19 protein-coding genes are annotated in these 19,901 nt (G+C 32.8%); 3 read left to right on the forward strand and 16 right to left on the reverse strand.

Annotated elements, in window-relative coordinates; translation table 11 throughout:
* Position 1: 1 nt before the first annotated feature.
* The 7 genes from NAT47_RS05485 to NAT47_RS05515 are packed head-to-tail and all read right to left on the reverse strand — an operon-like array spanning position 2 to position 6,672.
* Entirely contained in the window at positions 2–1,072 is a 1,071-nt protein-coding gene (locus NAT47_RS05485; protein WP_250581163.1) for a M20 family metallo-hydrolase, read from the reverse strand.
* A complete protein-coding gene (argB, locus tag NAT47_RS05490) occupies positions 1,041–1,841 on the reverse strand; it encodes an acetylglutamate kinase (protein ID WP_250581165.1) in 801 nt (266 codons plus the stop codon). The genes NAT47_RS05485 and argB overlap by 32 nt, the downstream gene beginning before the upstream one ends.
* Positions 1,828–2,787: an N-acetylornithine carbamoyltransferase gene (locus NAT47_RS05495; RefSeq protein WP_250581167.1), complete on the reverse strand. Its 960-nt coding sequence runs from the start codon at positions 2,785–2,787 to the stop codon at positions 1,828–1,830. The genes argB and NAT47_RS05495 overlap by 14 nt, the downstream gene beginning before the upstream one ends.
* Positions 2,788–2,789: 2 nt before the next feature.
* Positions 2,790–3,926 (reverse strand): aspartate aminotransferase family protein, encoded by a 1,137-nt coding sequence (locus NAT47_RS05500; protein ID WP_250581174.1) that lies wholly within the window; start codon positions 3,924–3,926, stop codon positions 2,790–2,792.
* Between the two features lie 10 nt (positions 3,927–3,936).
* A complete protein-coding gene (gene argC / locus NAT47_RS05505; protein WP_250581181.1) occupies positions 3,937–4,911 on the reverse strand; it encodes an N-acetyl-gamma-glutamyl-phosphate reductase in 975 nt (324 codons plus the stop codon).
* Between the two features lie 5 nt (positions 4,912–4,916).
* Entirely contained in the window at positions 4,917–6,116 is a 1,200-nt protein-coding gene (locus NAT47_RS05510; RefSeq protein WP_250581183.1) for an argininosuccinate synthase, read from the reverse strand.
* Entirely contained in the window at positions 6,091–6,672 is a 582-nt protein-coding gene (locus NAT47_RS05515) for a GNAT family N-acetyltransferase (RefSeq protein ID WP_250581185.1), read from the reverse strand. Before NAT47_RS05515 ends, NAT47_RS05510 begins: the two co-directional genes overlap by 26 nt.
* Before the next feature lie 181 nt (positions 6,673–6,853).
* Here NAT47_RS05515 and def point away from each other — a divergent pair, with 181 nt between their 5' ends.
* The 3 genes from def (at position 6,854) to mazG (ending at position 8,899) form a co-directional block, all read left to right on the forward strand.
* Entirely contained in the window at positions 6,854–7,441 is a 588-nt protein-coding gene (gene def, locus NAT47_RS05520) for a peptide deformylase (protein WP_250581187.1), read from the forward strand.
* A 115-nt stretch (positions 7,442–7,556) separates the two neighbouring features.
* The gene (locus NAT47_RS05525) at positions 7,557–7,991 is read left to right on the forward strand and encodes a DUF5606 family protein (protein WP_250581189.1); all 435 of its coding nucleotides are present in this window, start codon (positions 7,557–7,559) and stop codon (positions 7,989–7,991) included.
* A 134-nt stretch (positions 7,992–8,125) separates the two neighbouring features.
* Positions 8,126–8,899, forward strand: coding sequence for a nucleoside triphosphate pyrophosphohydrolase (gene mazG, locus NAT47_RS05530; RefSeq protein ID WP_250581191.1), 774 nt, complete (start codon positions 8,126–8,128; stop codon positions 8,897–8,899).
* 362 nt (positions 8,900–9,261) lie between these two features.
* On the opposite strand, the gene NAT47_RS05535 is transcribed toward mazG, so the two are convergent.
* From NAT47_RS05535 to NAT47_RS05575, 9 genes are all read right to left on the reverse strand, one after another.
* Positions 9,262–10,188: a hypothetical protein gene (locus tag NAT47_RS05535; RefSeq protein ID WP_250581193.1), complete on the reverse strand. Its 927-nt coding sequence runs from the start codon at positions 10,186–10,188 to the stop codon at positions 9,262–9,264.
* A gap of 47 nt (positions 10,189–10,235) precedes the next feature.
* Positions 10,236–12,119 carry a DUF349 domain-containing protein gene (locus NAT47_RS05540; protein WP_250581200.1) on the reverse strand — a complete coding sequence of 628 codons (1,884 nt, stop codon included), beginning with the start codon at positions 12,117–12,119 and terminating at the stop codon, positions 10,236–10,238.
* 417 nt (positions 12,120–12,536) lie between these two features.
* Positions 12,537–13,292, reverse strand: coding sequence for a shikimate dehydrogenase family protein (locus NAT47_RS05545; protein ID WP_250581203.1), 756 nt, complete (start codon positions 13,290–13,292; stop codon positions 12,537–12,539).
* 77 nt (positions 13,293–13,369) lie between these two features.
* Positions 13,370–14,014 (reverse strand): VTT domain-containing protein, encoded by a 645-nt coding sequence (locus NAT47_RS05550; protein WP_250581210.1) that lies wholly within the window; start codon positions 14,012–14,014, stop codon positions 13,370–13,372.
* Between the two features lie 66 nt (positions 14,015–14,080).
* Positions 14,081–14,734: a VTT domain-containing protein gene (locus NAT47_RS05555; protein WP_250581217.1), complete on the reverse strand. Its 654-nt coding sequence runs from the start codon at positions 14,732–14,734 to the stop codon at positions 14,081–14,083.
* Positions 14,734–16,140 carry a tetratricopeptide repeat protein gene (locus NAT47_RS05560; protein WP_250581219.1) on the reverse strand — a complete coding sequence of 469 codons (1,407 nt, stop codon included), beginning with the start codon at positions 16,138–16,140 and terminating at the stop codon, positions 14,734–14,736. Before NAT47_RS05560 ends, NAT47_RS05555 begins: the two co-directional genes overlap by 1 nt.
* A 122-nt stretch (positions 16,141–16,262) precedes the next feature.
* The gene (locus NAT47_RS05565) at positions 16,263–17,474 is read right to left on the reverse strand and encodes an aspartate aminotransferase family protein (protein WP_250581221.1); all 1,212 of its coding nucleotides are present in this window, start codon (positions 17,472–17,474) and stop codon (positions 16,263–16,265) included.
* Positions 17,475–17,484: 10 nt separating this feature from the next.
* The gene (locus NAT47_RS05570; RefSeq protein ID WP_250581223.1) at positions 17,485–19,179 is read right to left on the reverse strand and encodes an OstA-like protein; all 1,695 of its coding nucleotides are present in this window, start codon (positions 19,177–19,179) and stop codon (positions 17,485–17,487) included.
* Between the two features lie 93 nt (positions 19,180–19,272).
* Positions 19,273–19,851, reverse strand: a complete 579-nt coding sequence (locus NAT47_RS05575; RefSeq protein WP_250581225.1) for a hypothetical protein — start codon at positions 19,849–19,851, stop codon at positions 19,273–19,275.
* Positions 19,852–19,901: the final 50 nt, after the last annotated feature.

A 19,901-nucleotide genomic window follows, 5' to 3' on the forward strand; every position in this document is an offset into this window, starting at 1 on the left:
ACTATAGTATTTGGGTTAAAACGGAATGGTAAATTTGAATTGCCTCTTTAATTTCTTGTACGTAAATAAATTCATCACTGCTGTGCGAACGTGTTGATAATCCGGGCCCCATTTTTAGAGAAGGACAAGGAATTACCGCTTGGTCTGATGAGGTTGGCGAACCGTAATAGGTTCTTCCTATTTTTATTCCAGCTTGTACAAAAGGATGTGACAGCGGAATTGAGGAGGAATTCAGTCTTAAGGAACGTGGAGTTACCTCACTTTTAATGTTTTGTTGGATGATGTTGAAAATTTCAGTGTTGGAATACATTTCAGTAGTTCGAATATCTACGGTAAACTGACAAGAATCGGGAACTACATTGTGTTGTGTACCACTATTGATAATAGTAACCGTCATTTTTATTTCGCCTAATAAATCCGAAACTTTATCAAATTTATAGGTGTTAAACCATTGAATATCTTCAATTGCATTCAAAATCGCATTATTATGGTTCGGATGTGCGGCATGTGAAGACGTTCCTTTAGCCACACAATCTAAAACCAATAATCCTTTTTCGGCTATAGCCAAATTCATTTCGGTAGGTTCACCTACAATCGCAAAATCAATAGAACCAAGTTTTTTAAAGATGGATTCGATTCCGTTTACACCCGAAATCTCTTCTTCAGCAGTAGCGGCTAAAACTAAATTGTAGTTTAAGTTTTCTTTATCGTAAAAATGAATAAAAGTAGCGATTAGACTTACTAAACAACCACCAGCATCGTTACTGCCTAAACCATATAATTTTCCGTCTTTTTCAATTGGTTCAAAAGGATTTAGGGTATAACTTGCATTCGGTTTTACCGTATCGTGATGTGAATTTAGCAGAATAGTTGGTTTGGATGCATCATAAAATTTATTGAATGCCCACACGTTATTCATTTCTCGATACGTCGGAATGTTATATGTTACAAAGAAATTTTCTATACAATCCGCTGTTTTATCTTCACTTTTACTGAACGAAGGAATCGAAATTAATGCTTTCAATAATTTGTAAACCGACTCAAAAAGATGATGTAATTCTTGTTCCTTCATGTGAATTGTTTTTTATAAAATGAGCAAAGTTTTCTGAAGAAGTAATCCCAATTTCTTTCACTCCATTTGCCAAAGCCTCAAATGCATTTTTAATTTTTGGAACCATTCCTTTGTTAATAATTCCTTGTTCTTTTAATTTTTGAAACGTTTCCCAATCTAAGTTTTTAATAACTGAATTTTCCTCTTCGGGATTCGATAAAACGCCATTTTTTTCAAAGCAATACGTCAATTTTACATGAAATGAAGTTGCCAAAGCCGAAGCCAAAACACTCGCAATAGTATCGGCATTTGTATTTAATAATTGACCTTGTTTATCGTGAGTAATAGCGCAGATTACCGGTTTTAATCCATTTTGAAGTAGCAACTCTAAGAAGTCTGAATTAACATTTTCAATTGAAATATCACCCACAAATCCGAAATCGATTTCCTGATGAATTCGTTTTGTTGCCGTAATTAAATTTCCATCAGTTCCAGATAAACCTATACTATTAATTTTGTGTTTTTGAAGTTTCGTAACTATATTTTTGTTGATGTAACCCGCATAAACCATGGTCGCAATTTTCAAAGTTTCGGCATCTGTAATTCTTCTGCCTTCAATTAATTGTTGTGGGATATTTAGTTTTTCAGCCAAATCAGTTGCTAATTTTCCACCGCCATGAACTAGAATAAAAGGTTCGTTTAAACTCGCAAGCGATTGGATGAAATCATTTAATTTTGATTCATCATCGATAACGTTGCCGCCAATTTTTATTACATTAAGCGTTTTCATTTGATTCCAGTATTTTCTGAAGCACAATTTGTGCGGCATAAGTTCTATTATTGGCTTGTTGGTAAATTAAAGAATTAGGTCTATCTAATACTTCATCGCTTACTTCTACATTTCTTCGCACGGGCAAACAATGCATGATTTTGGCATCATTAGTAACTTTTAGTTTTTCATGGGTTAACATCCAATCTTCCTCGGTTTCTAGGATTTTCCCATATTCTTCAAATGACGACCAGTTTTTTATATATACAAAATCAGCATCTTGTAGTGCTACTTCTTGATTGTATTCAATGGTTGCATTTTGAGTGAATTTTGGGTCCAATTCATATCCTTTTGGATGCGTAATTACAAATTCGCAATCCGTTTTGTTCATCCATTGAGCAAAGGAATTTCCAACGGCATGTGGAATCGATTTTATGTGAGGCGCCCAAGTCAAAACTACTTTTGGTTTCTTATTGATTGGTTTCTGCTCTTCAATAGTGATGCAATCCGCCAAACTTTGTAACGGATGTAAAGTTGCTGATTCTAAGGAAATAATAGGCACAGTCGCATATTTTTCAAACAAAGAAAATACCTTTTCAGAAGTGTCTTCTTCTTTATTAGTCAATCCCGCAAAACAACGAATACCAATAATATCACAATACTGACTCAGTACTTGCGCCGCATCTTTGATGTGTTCTACAGTTCCACCATTCATAATTGCTCCATCTTCAAATTCCCATGTCCACGCTTCTTGATTGGCATTTAAAATGATGGTATTCAAACCTAAATTTTGAGCTGCTTTTTGAGTACTTAATCTAGTTCTTAAACTTGAATTTAGAAAAACCAAGCCTAAAGTTTTTCCTTTGCCTAATTCGCTTTTTTGTAAAGGCGTTTTTTTTATTTGGATTGCCTCTTGAATAAATGCATCAAGATTGGTTATATCGTCTACAGAGAAAAATCGTTTCATGATTATAAATTTGATTTGGATAGAATTTTAAATGCGTGTATAAAAGCATCTAACTCGGTTTTTGTAATGTTTAAAGCAGGAAGAATTCGCAATGTTTTTGGGCACGAAGCATTTCCAGTTAAAATATTGAATTCACTCAGCAATTTGTTTCGTAATGGCGCACAAGAAACTTTTAGTTCGATGCCAAACATTAAACCTTGGTAACGGATTTCGTGAATTAACGGATCGTCTTTTAACTCTTCATACAAGTAGTTTCCTAAATCTGTTGCATTTTGTAATAGGTTTTCTTTTTCGATGGTTTCTAAAACGGCAAGTGATGCAGCACAAGCCAAATAGTTACCGCCGAAAGTGGTTCCCAATAAACCATGCTTGGCTTGAAATTTAGGAGCAATTAAAACGCCACCAACCGGAAAACCATTTCCCATTCCTTTCGCAATTGTTATGATATCAGCTTGAACTTGGGCATGTTGATGAGCAAAAAACTTTCCTGTTCTTCCATAACCCGATTGAATTTCATCGCAAATGAAAACCGCTTCATGTTCATCACATAAACTTCTTATTTTTTTTAAGAAGTCGACTTCCGGAATTTGAACACCGCCTACACCCTGAATTCCTTCAATAATTACCGAAGAAATTTCGTGATTTTTAAATGTTTCCTCTAACGCAGTTGTGTTGTTAAATGGAACAAAAATAAAATTGTCCGTCTCATTCGTTGGCGCAATAATACTTTTGTTGTCGGTTGCCGCAACAGCAGCCGCAGTTCTTCCATGAAAAGCTTTGGTGAAGCAAATATTCTTTTTCTTTTTTGTGTGAAATGAAGCTAGTTTAATTGCGTTTTCGTTGGCTTCAGCACCTGAATTACACATGAAGAGCGAATAGTCTTCGTAACCACAAATTTTACCTAGTTTTAGTGCTACTTCTTCTTGGATTGGAATTTTTACTGAATTGGAATAAAAGCCAATTTTTTGTAACTGTTCCGTGACTTTTTGTACATAAGTTGGATGGCTATGACCTATTGAAATCACGGCATGACCACCATATAAATCTAGATATTTTTCGTTTTTATCGTTCCATAAATAACTTCCTTCAGCTTTAATGAAGTTTAAGTCAAATAACGGATATACATCAAATAATTTCATTTTTTTCTTTTTAAAATGCTGAGGCTTTTAATTTTAATCCCAGCGTTGCTTCCCAGCCCAACATCAAATTCATGTTTTGAATCGCTTGTCCAGAAGCGCCTTTTAATAAATTATCAATAACGGAGTGAATGACCACGTGATTTTCGTCTTTTTCAATAAACAGCAAACATTTATTGGTGTTTACAACTTGTTTCAAATCGATGTTGGTTTTAGACAAAAACACAAATGGATTGTTCCTGTATAAATCTTCATAAAGTGTTTGAATTTCTTCTAAACTCATTTTTGTTTCAATCGTAGAACTAGAGAAAATTCCCCGAGTAAAATCGCCACGCCAAGGCACAAATTCTAAGTTTACTTTTTCCACATTTAAACTATTTAGCGTTTTACAAATTTCAGCTACATGTTGGTGTTGTAAAGTTTTGTAAGCCGAAATATTATTAACTCTCCAGCTAAAATGCGTTGTCTCTTGCAATTGTTGTCCTGCACCAGTCGAACCTGTAATTCCGGTTGTGTAAACTGTTTTTAAAATCTTTGCTTTCGCAAGTGGAAGCAACGCTAATTGAATAGCCGTAGCGAAACAACCTGGATTAGCAACGTAATTACTCTGTTCAATAGTTTTCTTATTGATTTCGGGTAAACCGTAAACAAAATTGCCTTTTTCAAATTTGCCGTCAATTCTGAAATCATTTCCTAAATCGATGATTTTGATGGTTTCATTCACTTCATTATTTTGCAACCAAATTTTACTTTCTTTATGTGGGAGACACAGAAACAAAACATCAATTATATTGGAATATTGATTGGTGAAAATCAAATTTGTTTCGCCAATTAAATCGCTATGAATACTGCTGATTTCCTTTCCATTCTGACTTCTGCTTAATGCGAAAGTTATTTCGGTTTTTGGATGATTTAAGAGCAAACGAATCAATTCGCCACCGGTATAACCTGCAGCTCCCACTATTCCAACTTTTATTTTTGATTTCATTTGATTTATATTTTCCCTTCGTTCACCTGATGATAAATGGTAAGCGAATTACTGATTATTTTTGAATATCCTTTTACGTCTTCTCCTGACCAGCCCAAATTCATTTCACCATAACTTCCAAATTTGGATGCCATCAAATCGTTTTCTGATTCAATTCCGTTAAGGATAAAACGATAGGGTAAAAGCGTTACTGTAACTTTTCCGTTGACAGTTTTTTGAGTGTTGGTAAAGAAAGATTCTATATCACGTAAAGCGGGATCTAAGAACAAACCTTCGTGTAACCAGCTACCATACCAATCGGCTAATTGGCTTTTCAAATTCAATTGGAATTTCGATAACGTATGTTTTTCCAATAGATGATGTGCTTTCAGAATAATCATAGCCGCCGCCGCTTCAAAACCTACTCTTCCTTTTATGCCGACAATGGTATCCCCCACGTGAATATCTCTTCCGATAGCGAAAGGAGCGGCTAACTTTTCTAAATGCAAAATAGCATCACTTGGATGAGAGAAAATAGTATCGTTAATTCCGAAGATTTCTCCTTCTTTGAAATGTAAAATCACTTCGGTTTTGTCTGCTTCTGATTTTTCTAATTGCGATGGAAAAGCGGTTTCAGGTAAATGTTGATTAGATGTTAAAGTTTCTTTTCCGCCAACAGAAGTTCCCCAAAGCCCTTTATTTACAGAATACAACGCTTTTTCGAAATTCATTTCTACTTGATTTTCTTTTAAAAATTCCATTTCGGCTTCTCTAGAAAGTTTCAAATCACGAATTGGCGTGATGATTTCGATATTAGGACAAAGAATATTAAAAATTACATCAAAACGCACTTGATCATTTCCAGCGCCAGTACTTCCATGAGCTACTGCATCAGCATTGATTTTTTTAGCAAAATCAGCAATCGATTTAGCTTGAATGGTTCGTTCAGCACTTACAGAAAGCGGATAGGTATTGTTTTTTAGAACATTTCCATAAATCAAGAATTTTACACAAGTATCATAATAATTTTTTACGGCATCAATACACGTATAAGAATGGACACCAAGATTCAAAGCGCGTCTTTCAATGTCTTTTATTTCTTCAACTGAAAATCCACCTGTATTTACAGTTACTGCGTGAATTTCGTATCCTAATTTTTTAGATAAATAAACGGCACAAAACGAAGTGTCTAATCCTCCGCTATAAGCTAAAACTACTTTTTTCATGGTTTTCTTCATTTGGTATTAATGCTACTTTTGGTTCGTACAACATGGCTGTGCACAAACAGTTTTTCTTTTCTTTTGCGATTAAAATTTCATAATTGATACAGCTTTTGCATCCGTTCCAAAAGTTTTCATCTTGTGTTAATTCGGAATAAGTTACGGGTTCGTAGCCCAATTCACTATTGATTTTCATCACTGCTAAACCCGTAGTTAGACCAAAGATTTTAGCATTTGGAAACTTATTTTGAGACAATGAAAATATAGCTTGTTTGATTTTACGAGCTAGTCCGTGTTTTCTAAATTTTGGCGCTACTATCAATCCTGAATTGGCTACAAATTTTTCATGACTCCACGTTTCGATATAACAAAATCCTGCCCATTCGTTTTCTTCGGTAAGGGCGATAATTCCATTTCCGTCTATGATTTTTTTATTTAAATATTCTATCGAACGCTTTGCGATTCCTGTTCCTCTCATTTTTGCCGAAAGTTCCATTTCTTCTATGATGGCTTCGCAGAAAATCAAATGTTGAGAATTCGTTTGCTCAATTTTAATGGTCATTTCTTTTAAAATTTCGGCAAAACTAAATAAAATTATTTATTAAATCACAAAATAAAGATAAAATATCTTTTTAAAATTAATTTTAAAGATTTTAAATCTTTAGTTTAAATTGTTATTTATTTGTTATAACAGTTTTATTATCTGTATATTTTACTATTTTTGTACCCTTAATTTCAAGTTTATGATTTTACCAATATACGGATACGGTGAACCAGTTTTACGTAAAGTAGCGGAGGACATTACGCCAGAATATCCGAATCTTAAAGAAACAATTGCGAACATGTATGACACTATGTATCATGCACATGGCGTTGGTTTGGCGGCTCCACAAGTTGGGTTACCTATTCGTTTGTTTGTTATTGATACCGAACCTTTTGCAGATAGTGATGACGTTTCTAAAGAAGAAGCAGCTTTAATGAAAGACTTCAAAAAGACGTTTATTAATGCCAAAATCATCAAAGAAGAAGGTGATATTTGGGGATTCAACGAAGGTTGTTTGAGTATACCAGATGTGCGTGAAGATGTTTTTCGTCATGACACAATTACAATTGAATACATGGACGAAGATTTTAATAAGAAGACCGAAGTATATGATGGTTTAATCGCTCGTGTTATCCAACATGAGTACGATCACATTGAAGGTATTTTATTTACTGATCACTTGTCGATGTTGAAAAAGAAATTAATTGGGAAAAAATTGCAAAACATCATGGATGGTAAAGCAAGACCTGATTATAAAATGAAATTTGTTAACAAAAAAGGACGTTAATTACAGTATTCAGTGTTCAGTTTTTAGTATTCAGTTTTTCTTTAAACTTTTTACTTTTTACGTTTCACTTTTTACTTTAAAATAATATATTTGCCAACCTTAATTAGTAAGAACAATGAGCATTCAAAAAATATTAGCTATTTCTGGGAAACCAGGTTTATATGAATTAAAAATTCAAACACGTACAGGATTTGTTGCAGAGTCTTTATTAGACGGAAAGAAAATTACTGTTGGAATGAGAGCAAACGTAAGTTTGTTATCAGAAATTGCAGTATATACTTATTCAGAAGAGGTACGTTTAACAGAAGTATTCAAAGCAATTGCTACTAAAGAAAACGATGGTTTAGCAATGTCTCACAAAGAAGACGATGCAAAATTAAAAACGTATTTCAGAGAAGTTTTACCAGAATTTGACGAAGACAGAGTATATACGTCTGACATTAAAAAAATCTTAAATTGGTACAATTTGTTACAACCTAAAGGATTTGTTTCTGTAGAAGCGTTATCAAAAGAAGTAAAACAAGAAGAAGAAACTCCAGCTGCTGAATAAGCATTGAAAAAATTATACTTTAAAATCCTGCGTTTTCCACGTGGGATTTTTTATTTTTACATCTAATTTGTCATGCTGAACTCGTTTCAGCATCTCAATTTAACGATTCAACAATTTAACAATTCAACTCCAAAATGAACACACGCCAGCAACAATTACAAGCTTTCAACCGCCTTTTAGATATCATGGACGATTTACGCGAAAAATGTCCGTGGGATAAAAAGCAAACGCTTCAAAGTCTACGTCATTTAACGATTGAAGAAACCTACGAATTAGGCAATGCTATTTTAGATAACGATTTGCAGGAAATCAAGAAAGAGTTGGGTGATGTATTGTTACACATTGTATTTTATGCGAAAATTGGAAGCGAAACCAATGCGTTTGATATTGGCGATGTAGCAAATTCCATTTGTGATAAATTAATCGATCGTCATCCACATATTTATGGCGATGTGATAGTGGCTGATGAAGAAGAAGTAAAGCAAAATTGGGAAAAACTAAAACTCAAAGAAGGTAAAAAATCCGTTTTAGAAGGTGTGCCAAAAAGTTTACCAGCATTAGTAAAAGCAAGCCGCATTCAAGATAAGGTTAAAGGTGTTGGATTTGATTGGGAAGAACCGCATCAAGTGTGGGACAAAGTACAAGAAGAGCTAAACGAACTTCAAGTTGAGGTACAAGCCGGCAACCAAGACAAAATAGAAGCCGAATTTGGCGACGTTTTATTCTCCATGATAAATTACGCAAGATTCTTAAAAGTAAACCCAGAAGACGCTTTAGAACGCACCAATAAAAAATTCATTAAACGTTTCCAATATTTAGAAAGCAAAGCCACCGAATTAGGCAAACCTTTAATGAATATGACGCTAGCTGAAATGGATGTTTTTTGGGAAGAAGCGAAGAAGTTGTAGTGTTCAGTGGTCAGACGCAGTGTTCAGTTTTAACGTTTAGTTTGTTAGGCTCAACTTGTTTGAGTATTTAAACGCAAAGGCGCTAAGTTGTTTCGCAAAGCACGCAAAGTTTTTCCACTCAGTTTGTCATGCTTAAGCATCTCTTTTATGTAATCCCTACGGGATTTTACCAGCTATTTTACTTTAAAGTTACCCATATTTCATGCCTAATGGTATTTTAAATAGTTGCATTCACTTTTTTTAGTTCCTTTGGAGCTGAAATCGGTAAAATAAACACAACGATTAGGAAGTTTTGTAAAGACTGTATATTAGTGTGTTATGAAAATGATTGTCATGTTAGAAAAATAAATTGATTTACCTTTTTAATTTTCGTCTAAAATAATTTCAATTTCTCTAATTTCAACGTTACTATTTCCATCTAAACTTACATTTGTTACTTGCATTGAGTATAAAGGCCAACCGGAATTATGTATGGATGTGGTTAATATTATGCTATGTTCTAAGTTTTCGATGTTTTTTTTATCATTAGCACTTATTTTTTGTTCACTTATTTTTTCTCCAAATCGTATAGCTTCTTTAGCAAGTTGTTCTTGATCAACATATTGTTCAAGTAAAAGCACTACAAAATCATTATCTTCGGAAATTTCGGTTAATTCAACATAAACTTTTGCGTCAAACGGCTCTCCCCCTAAAAGGTTGTCTAGTTTTAAATTACCTTCAACGGTTTCATTTAATTTATACGCCCCACCATGAAAATTATAAAATTGATTAATGTCTTTAATAGTCGTGTTATTTACAGCCAATTTTCCTATATATAAGGTTTCAATTTTTTTTATTAATTCAACTAACTCATTATCGGACTTTGAAATTTCGTTTTTAAGTATATCAATTGTCTTTTGATAATCTCTAGTTAATTCTTCTAAATTTAAAATTTCTTTGAAACCTCCCATTTCATCTGTTTTGAAAATAATTTTTCTATTTTCATTTAAAGAGATGATTTTTGAAAGTAGTGGATGTTTAATATTGGTTTTAAAGTCAGAATATAGCCACTCAATTGTATAAGAGTTAGCTGTTGAGTCAGTAATTTTTATATTCAGTCTAAAGTCTAATCTGCTTTTTAAAATGGAATCATTACCAGTAACTTTGTATTTGGAATGGGTAATTTTATATTGTTGCTCCTCGTTTAAATCCCAATATCCAATAGCTTGAAAAGTAGAATCTTTTAAATTAATTTGACTTAGTGAATAATTAGTAATAAAAAAAGTGAAAAAAATAAGGATGTTTTTCATTTGAAAATTTTTTAAAAAAATCCCGAGCCTTAACTCGGGATTTCCAATTACATATTTTTAATTTGCTGTAATTTTTCTTTCCATAGTTTCAAGTCGTCTTTGTGGCGTTCAATGCTTTTTTGAACTTCTTTGATAAAAGGATTTTCACCTTTCGAACTACTGCTAATAAACTGAATGTTGTTCTCTAATTGGAAAATTTCGCTTTGTACTTCGTCGATTTTCTTTCTGATAAAGAATTGCTCTTGTTCCAAAGCTCTGCGGTCGTCACCTTCTACTAATTGCTCTAAGCGATTGTTAAAACGCATCATTTCGGTATCTTTTTTAGACATACTTAGTTTTTCAAACAAGGCATCTAAAATCTTATTGAATTTTCCTTCAATATGTCTTCTGTTAAAAGGTACTTTTCCAAAAGTTTTCCAAGTCGCAATGTGAGCTTTTATGGCATCTAAATCCGCTTTGTGTTCGCCAGTTAAAGTGAATGATTTCAATTCTTCTAAAAATGCTTTTTTCTTTTCAAATGCTTCTACTTCTTCACTAGTTTCCGCGTTTCTTGCTTCATGCATTCTATCAAAATATGCATTACACGCATCTTTAAAGTCTTTCCAAACACTATCTGAATATTTTCGTGGCACATGTCCAATTTTCTTCCAATCGTCCTGAATTTTCTTCATAATTGGAGTTGTAGCCGCGAAATCAGCACTGTCTTTTAATGATTTAGCTTTTTCAACTAACGCTAATTTTTTATTTAAGTTCTCGTGTTGTTCGTGTTTGATGTCTTTATAGAAAACATTTTTGTTCGCATTAAAAGAACGAACCGCATTTTTAAAGTTAGCCCAAGTTTCCTCAGTTACTTCCGCTGGCACTTTTCCTGCTTTAAAGAACGCTTCACGTAATGCTTCCATTTTCTGAATTTGCTCTTGCCATCCACTGTGCGAATCGATTTTCTCGTTTCCTAAAACAATAATTTGAGATATGATTTCGTTTTTCACCGCTAAGTTGTCTGATTCTTTAGCTCTAGCTTCAGCATATAAACTTTCGCGTTTATCGTGCATTTGTTTGGTGATTTCGCTGAATTCGTTCCAAATCACTTCTCTGTGTTCACGATCTACTGGACCAATTTCTTCTTTCCAAACGCGGTGTAATAATTGCAATTCGCGGAACGCTTTCATTACGTCAGTTTCGTTCAACAATTCTTTGGCTTTAGCAATGATTAATTGTTTTTGCTCTAAATTGTTTTTCAAGTCTAAATCACGCGCTTCTTTGTCTAAGTGCATGATGTCGTAAAAACGCTCCATGTGAAAATGGTAGTTGTTCCACAAGATATTGTATTTGTCTCTTGGAATCGCACCCGCATTTTTCCATCGCTCACGAATTTCGTTTACCTTTTTGAACATATCGCTAATGCTCGAATCACCAGAATCGATTAAGTTTTTCAACTCTTCGATTAAGCTTTCACGAACCGCGAAATTCTGTTCTAAATTGTTTTGTAATTGTTTGAAGTGTTTCGCTTTACTTGCTTTGTACGCGTTGTAAATACCATCAAACTTATTTTTTAAAGGGAAGTGATACTCAAAATCTAAACCTTCTTCGTTGTTTTGAGCTAAGAATTCCTCTTTTTTCTCGTCTATAAAATGGTGGTATTTGTCCGAAAAAGCTTTTCTAATGCCTTCTACATGGTCTTTAATCGCCATTACTTTTTCGTTGTTGACTAATTTTTCCAGTTCATCGGTTAAGGCTTCCATCGACATCGCATCGTAATCCAAAACTGGAATTTCGTGCTTTTCTTTTATCGAATCATCTTCGCTTTCTTCTGCATTAGAATTGTCTATTTCCTCTAATACCGATTGACTAATAGTGGTAACACCATCTAATTGTTCCATTTGGTCTTGTCCATCTGCGTTGTGCAGGTTATCATGTGTTGCTTCTGACATTGTGTAAATGCTTAAGGTTACTAATATGGTGTGAAGATACTAAAGCACTCCGAAAATTCAAAAAAAATTGACTAATAATCGCTTATTTTCTTTGAAACGAGTGTTTTAGGCTTTCTTGTTTTCCATTTTCCCGCGTTCCGCTATATCCGCTAAAGACGGGATGTCGCTACTATCGGGGTTAGATTGCCATCAAATGGCTTTCTTGGGAGTGGTTTTTTGAAGAAGTTTTGGTTTTGTACTTTTTCAAAAGTTTCTTCTTAAATGCCGTTAGGCATGATATTCTAGTAATTTAATGAAATGAATAGAAAAAATCCCGTAAGGATGACATAAAAGATATGCTTATCAGCATGACAAACTGTGCGTGAAAAACATTTGCGAACTTTGCGTAAACCTTTGCGTCTTTGCGTTTAAGAAAACCTACTCATTCCAAATCTTCCAAGCCTTTTCCGCCTGTAAAACCAACATTTCGTAGCCGTTTTTAGTCACGGCGCCTTGTGCTTTAGCCTTTTTTAAAAATGCGGTTTCTTCTGGATTGTAAATTAAGTCGTAAGCAATGTGTTTTTTAGTAAACAAACTATAGTCTAAATTCGGACAATCGTCCACATTTGGATGTGTTCCTACTGGAGTGGTGTTGATGATAATCGTATATTCTTCAAAGATGGAAGCATCTAATTCTTCGTATTTGTATTGAAATTCGTCAGCAGTTCTAGAAACAAAATCATATTCGATTTTTAAAGTTCGTAAAGCGTAAGCAACAGCTTTACTTGCTCCGCCAGTTCCTAAAATTAAAGCTTTCTTGTGGTATTCTTTTAATAAAGGCTTTATTGATTTTTTAAATCCGTAATAATCTGTATTATAACCTTTAAGTTTTTTATTTTTAGAAATCGTTATGCAATTAACTGCTCCAATTTTTTGGGCTGTTTTTGATAATTTATTCAAGAAAGGAATGATTTCCTCTTTGTATGGAATGGTGACATTTAAACCTTTCAATCGTTTAACTTCAGAAATAATTTTTGGAAATTCTCTTATGCTTTCGATATCGTAGTTTTTGTATTCACAATTATCAAAATGACTTATTTCAAACTTTTCGCTAAAGTATTTTTTTGAAAAAGAATAGTTAATATTTCGACCTATTAAGCCAAATTTCAACTGTTTTTTTTGTTTCTTTTTCATTTTAAAAAATATTAAATGTTGAATAACAAATTTAGTGAGATTTTTCTGTTATAACTTAAGTTAAAGTTTTTTAAAGTTTAGTTTTTTGCAAATTTCTTTTTTAACGCTTTGATTATTACAGGTGACACAGATAAAATGGTAATAATTAAAATCACAGCATCAAAGTTTTCTTTAACCCATACTACTTGACCAAGGAAATAGCCAAGAAAAGTTAAACTGGTTACCCAAATAAAAGCTCCTAGAACACAGAACACGATGTATTTTAAATAAGGCATACTACCAGCACCAGCTACAAAAGGAGCAATTGTTCTTAGTACAGGTACAAAACGTGCCATGATGATTGCTTTTCCACCGTTTTTTTCGAAAAAAGTTTCAGTATGTGTAATATATTCTTTTTTAAGGAATAATATTTTTTTTCTTTGTTTGATTAGATTTCCGAATTTATTACCCACAAAATAATTTAAATTATCACCTAATAGTGCTGCAACTATAAGCAAAGGGATTATGATTCCCATGCTTAATTGTCCAGTTGAAGCAGCAATAACACCAATAGCAAAGAGAAGCGAATCGCCGGGTAATAGAGGCATTACAACAAAGCCTGTTTCAACAAAAATTACTAAGAATAAAATAAAATAAATTAAATAATCGTATTTATGAATTAAATCTTGGATTACAGTTAAAGGATCATTTAAAAAGGCAGATAAAAAATCAATAATTTCCATTTGGATTGTAAGTTGTTTAAAATTTTGAGATTTTGGTTTATGTAATTGTTTAAGAATTAAAATGTTTTAAGCCTGAAGATTGTTTGACTCTTTCTTTTTTAACATTTTAATGAAAATTGGCAAAACTGAAATAATAATAATAGCTAAAACGACTTTTTCAAAATTAGCCTTAACCCACGGAACTTGTCCTAGGAAATAGCCTAAAAAAGTAATACTAGTGACCCAAATGATAGCTCCAGTAATACAAAAGAAAATATATTTAGAATATTTCATGCTTCCAGCACCTGCAACAAATGGGGCAATGGTACGAACAATAGGAACGAAACGAGCCATAATAACGGCTTTACCACCATTTTTTTCAAAGAAAGTTTCTGTCTGAGTTATATATTCTTTTTTTAAAAAAAGTATTTTTTCCTTTTGTTTAATGAATACTCCAAATTTATTACCCACAAAATAGTTAAGGTTATCGCCTAACAGCGCGGCTACGATTAGTAGTGGAATTATAATTGCAATACTTAATTGACCTGTAGTTGCAGCAATTACACCAATAGCAAACAACATTGAATCGCCAGGGAGTAGGGGCATCACTACAAAACCTGTTTCAACAAAGACAACCATAAATAAAATAAAGTAGATTAGGTTGTCGTATTGATGAATTAATTCTTGGATTACGGTTAAAGGGTCTTTTAAAAATTCTAGTAGAAAAGTTACTAATTCCATTATTGTTTTTTTCTTGTTTTAAATTTTTCGATAGTGCTTAGAACCTCGGTTTTTGTCCAAACGCTAGGGAATAATTCTTGGAACAAAGATAAATGTTTTAGTTCTAATTTCATTCCGTTCACTAGATGAAGATTGCCTTTACTGGAATTTTCTGTCAAGAAATATAATCCGGCTAATCGATATTCAATTTCATATTCATTTGGTAGTACTAGATTAGCTTCTTGGAGAATTTCGATGGCAGTATCAAATTCGCCAAGGTGTTGAAGAACGTCAGTCCATAGTGTAAAAGTATCTAAATTAATATCACCACACTCAAAAGCTTTTCTGTATCCATATTCTGCCTCTTCAAAATATTGCAAAGCACTATTTACAGCTGCAAATCGTTTCCAATACATTGAATTATCATTATCTATTCCTAAAGCTTTATTCACGTAATAAAGTGCCTTTTGGAAGTTTTTTTGACGAATATAAAAGTCAGTGATTGCAATCCACCCTTTATCTAGTAAAGGATCTTCATGAACTGTTTTTAAATAGTAATTTAATGCAAATTCATTATTGCCTAAACGCTCATAACATTTAGCAACGCGAAGTAAAACAAATGAAGAAGGATCGTCTAATTCTAATGTAACATTGTAACAGTCAATTGCTTCTTGATATTTTTTTAGTTTTTCTAACGATTTTGCTTTTTCCATGTAAGCTCCTAGAAAGGTGTCATCGATTAATGTAGCATAATCGAATGCCCAAACTGCTTTTTCGTAGTTTTTCAAGGCATAATATTGTCTTCCTAATTGATGCCAAGCTACTTCACTGTAGGGATTTTTATCAATAAATCGGCTTAGATAAACAATCGCTTCTGCATTTTGGTCAAGGAAATCAAAACAATATACAACATTATATAATGCAGAATAATCCTCTGTATCTTCATCTAAACACTTAATAAAATTTTCTTTAGCCATTTCTAAATTATCCATGAAAAGATATTCCATTCCTATCATCGAATAGACATCAGCATAATCATCTGTATATTTTAAGGCTGTTTTTAAATGAGAAATAGCCTTTTCATGTTCGTCTCTTTTAGAACAGATATTGGCTTTTTGAATATAGATTTCTTCATTAGTGGGTTCGATAGCATATAACTCGTTTAGCAATTTTTCAGCAATATCGAGTTTGTCTTCATAAACCAACATCTCTACTTGAACTAATTTTAATCCCGTAGATTTAGGATGTTGTTCTAAACCTAATTTCAGCGCTCTTTTAGCTAAATTTAATCGGCCTGTATCCATGTAATGAAGAATGATATCTTCAAACTCTTCTGAATCAAAGAAAAAAACTTTATTAGTTTTTAACATGGATTCAAATTTAGATAAGGATAAGCTGTTTTCTTCTTCTTCGTTGCTCAAATTCATAGCGCTTCATTTTATGATTTTATCCTAAATAAAATTAAGGATTTATATTGGGGAAGTAGGTTTCTAAAGGAATTGTTTTAAACAAAATAATTAACAATTATTACCTCTTTTTGAAATTAAAATTAAGCCTTTTGTAAAATATTTTGTTTTATTTCTTTTTCTACTTCATTAAGCACATCAAGAATAATGCCACAACCCTTTGTAATTTCTTCATTACTAATGGTTAATGGAGGTGTTATGCGAATAGCACAACCTTCGAAAAGAAGCCAGAATAAAATAACACCTCTTTTATGACAACGTAAAATTACTTCATTAGTAATCTCAGGAGCATCGGTCATTGCCGCTAACATAAGTCCGCGGCCTCGAATTTCTTTGATTAACGGATGTACTAAAAGCTTTTTGAAAAGTTGTTCTTTTTCTAAAGTTTCTTGCATTAAATTGGTCTCCGTTATTTCTTGTAATGTTGCCAAACTCGCTGCCGCAATGACAGGATGTCCGCCAAAAGTCGTGATATGACCAAGTTTTGGATCATGGCTTAATAAATCCATCATTTTTTCAGAGGCAGTAAAAGCTCCGACAGGCATTCCGCCACCCATTCCTTTTCCCATTACCACTACATCAGGGACAACATCATAGTTTTGAAATCCGAAAAGTTTTCCTGTACGTCCAAATCCGGGTTGAATTTCGTCTAATATCATTATGGCACCCACTTCATCACATCGTTGACGTACTTTTTTAAGAAAATCATTTTGTGGTTCGATAAATCCAGCACCACCTTGAATCGTTTCTAATAAAACTCCAGCAGTTCGAGTAGTAATTTTTTCTAAATCTACTTCATTGTTGAACGTAATGAAATCGACATCAGGAATCAAAGGTCGAAAAATTTGTTTGCGTTCTTCAAATCCCATCACACTCATACTCCCCATGGTATTACCATGATAAGCATTGTGGCATGAAATCCATTGACTTCTTCCTGTTACACGGCGTGCTAATTTTAATGCGCCTTCAATGGCTTCCGTTCCTGAATTTACCAGATATGTTTTCGTTAGTGGATAAGGAAGATTTTTAGCCAATAATTTACACAATTCTGTAGCTGGATGTTGGGCATATTCGCCATAAACCATTACATGAGAATAAGTGTCTAGTTGTTTTTTTATAGCATCATGAACCCGTTTTGGTTGATGCCCTAATGTATTTGCAGAAACTCCAGCTACCATGTCTAAATAGGCATTGCCTTCGGTGTCATAAATATAAGAACCCTTTGCATGGGAAATTTCCATAGCTAATGGGTGAGGTGAGGTTTGTGCTTGGTATTTAAAAAAATCTTCAATCATAGACTGATTATTATTTTTTTGTGGTTATTTTCTTTTTTGATTCAGGGTTTTTGTTGATTTTTTTATCTTCAACTTTAGTGTTTTTATCAAACTCTAGTGTTTCTTTTTGAATTTCCATAGGTTTTTGAGCGGCAACTGCTTTCTTTTTAGCTTCTACCTGAATTTTATCATCTAACGCTATTTCATCTGCTGGGAAAATAGCATCTTTAGATAAAATCCGTTCATCACCTCGCCAATTAAAGCCTCTTAGTTTTCTAGCGTTTTCTGGGAATTCACTTTCTGGGTAAATATGACTATCTGTTTTGGTAAAGAAAGTTATCGCATCAATTTTATTTTCTTCTAATTCTAGATTGATTTTACTACAAACGGTTTTGTTAATTCCAATGAATTCATTAGCATCATTATACATGTAATAAATAACTTCAGCGTTTTTTACTACATCAACTTCTTTTAATTTGCTATCAATAAATCTCCCATAAAGATTTACTCCTTTTATTTGGTTGTACCCATTTTGGCTAAGGCTATCTTTTTGAATAATAAAGGCATTGTTCAGTACTTTTAATGAATCTAATTTTTGTGTTTTATTATTCCCAATTAAATGCATTACATCTCCTGTCATTTGGTTTTCATTGTTCCAAAGGATTGGTTTTCCAATAAGTTTTGTAAGTTGGGTTTTATTGTTTGACCATAAAGAATCGCATTTTCCACTCATATCAGATTTGTAAAATCGAACATTGTTAAAAGCTCGAATTATTCTATTTTCTTGTGGCCCCGAAACTATTATTTTTTTTCCATGCATGTACATTGTATCTTTTTCAACCAAAGTTTTTACTAATGCCTTTTTTGTTAAAATCATTGAATCTTTTTTGGTGGCAGCATTGCGATATAATTCAGCATAATGACCTGTTGCGATTACTTTGTTGATGGTATCGGTAATTTTTACATTGTTAATACCTCTAGAATAGTTTTTCTTTCGATCGTAATACAAATCATCACCTTCAATAATCTTATTATCGAGCGTAATTTTGGAGTTTTTGGAAAGTTTACCGATGTTATTTGTTGTATCGTAAAACCCGTTTTCGGTATAAATTATATTTCCTTTGTTTGTAATAGTTGAAGGTCCAAAAACATAGGCATGGCCTGAATTTTCATAATAATCAAGGTTGTTTGTTTTGATGTTACTTTCTGGATTTGTAACGGTAACGGCAGTGGTAAATTTGTATTTTTTTTGATTTACGTAGTAACGACCCGATTTGCTTCTCAATGTATTTTCTTTATTACGAATAGTGCCGTAAGTGTTATAAAATGCCTCTTGGTTTTTTTTGTCGAAATATACCGTATCAGTTGTTAAAGTTGATTCTGGTGAGCGTAACACAACATCTCCTGTAGCAAAAGCAAATTCTTTATCACCATTGTACTCAGCATATTTACTATTCATTGTGATAGTATCGCCTTGGTTCATTTGAACATTTCCAAATGCTTTTACATAATTCTCACTTTTAAAATGATAAGCTTTGTTGCAAAACATTTTAACTCCATTGTGAATGATACGAACATTTCCTGTAAATACAGTAGCTCCAGGAATTTCGGTCTGATTCATATCTACGAAATCGGAGTTTTCAATGATGATTTTTTTCTTTTCTTGTGCTGATAAAAAACTTACTGTCAGCAACAAAAAGGCTATATAAAAAAATGTGTTTTTCAACTTAAAATTATTTTGAGCCAAATTTAAGTAAAAACTATAAAAGCCACTGATAATTAAGAATATTTTATCACTTCATAGTATTTGAAAATTAGTTTACTTGTAAAGAATTACTAACCAATAAGCATTTTCGGGTTGAAATAAACCTAATCCGGGTGTGTAAAGAACAAATCCAATTTTTCCATTATTATTTAGACAATCATTGGTAACTTGAAGGTTTTTAATGGAATTCCAAACATTAGCGTAATCGAAATTAGTGTAACCTTCGCCTGCCAAAATATCTGCAGTAGGCATGAAATATTCTATTTCATTTAAATCGATTGTTGGATTTAATGTGGTAGTTTCATAATCAGATGAATCAAAATCTAAAGGTAAGTCATAAGAACCTCCCATCCAGGCGATTGGGCCATCAAAAATTACTTCGTTTGTAGGAGTATATTTTAGAGTGTAATTTCCAAAATCACTAGGAGCTACATAAATTTCTTCAATAGGTAAAGTGTTTGTCATAGCAATGTTGTTAAATTCAAAGCTATTTCCACCTTCAAAGGTATGGGTTAAAAAATCAACTTTTAAGATTGTTAATTCTCGATTTTGATTTTGGATAACATTGTCATCTGTGTCATCTGAACATGATGAGATAATTATTAAAAGAAATAAAAATGCTATTTTTTTCATTATTTTGATGATTGATTTTAGTAAAGATAAAAAAAACGCTTTCAATTGAA

This window comes from Flavobacterium fragile (assembly GCF_023634865.1).
GTDB lineage: Bacteria > Bacteroidota > Bacteroidia > Flavobacteriales > Flavobacteriaceae > Flavobacterium > Flavobacterium fragile.

Coding starts and splice junctions, on each gene's coding strand:
- NAT47_RS05485 (WP_250581163.1), bottom strand. CDS start 1,072: ATGAAGGAACAAGAATTACATCATCTTTTTGAGTCGGTTTACAAATTA.
- argB (WP_250581165.1), bottom strand. CDS start 1,841: ATGAAAACGCTTAATGTAATAAAAATTGGCGGCAACGTTATCGATGAT.
- NAT47_RS05495 (WP_250581167.1), bottom strand. CDS start 2,787: ATGAAACGATTTTTCTCTGTAGACGATATAACCAATCTTGATGCATTT.
- NAT47_RS05500 (WP_250581174.1), bottom strand. CDS start 3,926: ATGAAATTATTTGATGTATATCCGTTATTTGACTTAAACTTCATTAAA.
- argC (WP_250581181.1), bottom strand. CDS start 4,911: ATGAAATCAAAAATAAAAGTTGGAATAGTGGGAGCTGCAGGTTATACC.
- NAT47_RS05510 (WP_250581183.1), bottom strand. CDS start 6,116: ATGAAAAAAGTAGTTTTAGCTTATAGCGGAGGATTAGACACTTCGTTT.
- NAT47_RS05515 (WP_250581185.1), bottom strand. CDS start 6,672: ATGACCATTAAAATTGAGCAAACGAATTCTCAACATTTGATTTTCTGC.
- def (WP_250581187.1), top strand. CDS start 6,854: ATGATTTTACCAATATACGGATACGGTGAACCAGTTTTACGTAAAGTA.
- NAT47_RS05525 (WP_250581189.1), top strand. CDS start 7,557: ATGAGCATTCAAAAAATATTAGCTATTTCTGGGAAACCAGGTTTATAT.
- mazG (WP_250581191.1), top strand. CDS start 8,126: ATGAACACACGCCAGCAACAATTACAAGCTTTCAACCGCCTTTTAGAT.
- NAT47_RS05535 (WP_250581193.1), bottom strand. CDS start 10,188: ATGAAAAACATCCTTATTTTTTTCACTTTTTTTATTACTAATTATTCA.
- NAT47_RS05540 (WP_250581200.1), bottom strand. CDS start 12,119: ATGTCAGAAGCAACACATGATAACCTGCACAACGCAGATGGACAAGAC.
- NAT47_RS05545 (WP_250581203.1), bottom strand. CDS start 13,292: ATGAAAAAGAAACAAAAAAAACAGTTGAAATTTGGCTTAATAGGTCGA.
- NAT47_RS05550 (WP_250581210.1), bottom strand. CDS start 14,014: ATGGAAATTATTGATTTTTTATCTGCCTTTTTAAATGATCCTTTAACT.
- NAT47_RS05555 (WP_250581217.1), bottom strand. CDS start 14,734: ATGGAATTAGTAACTTTTCTACTAGAATTTTTAAAAGACCCTTTAACC.
- NAT47_RS05560 (WP_250581219.1), bottom strand. CDS start 16,140: ATGAATTTGAGCAACGAAGAAGAAGAAAACAGCTTATCCTTATCTAAA.
- NAT47_RS05565 (WP_250581221.1), bottom strand. CDS start 17,474: ATGATTGAAGATTTTTTTAAATACCAAGCACAAACCTCACCTCACCCA.
- NAT47_RS05575 (WP_250581225.1), bottom strand. CDS start 19,851: ATGAAAAAAATAGCATTTTTATTTCTTTTAATAATTATCTCATCATGT.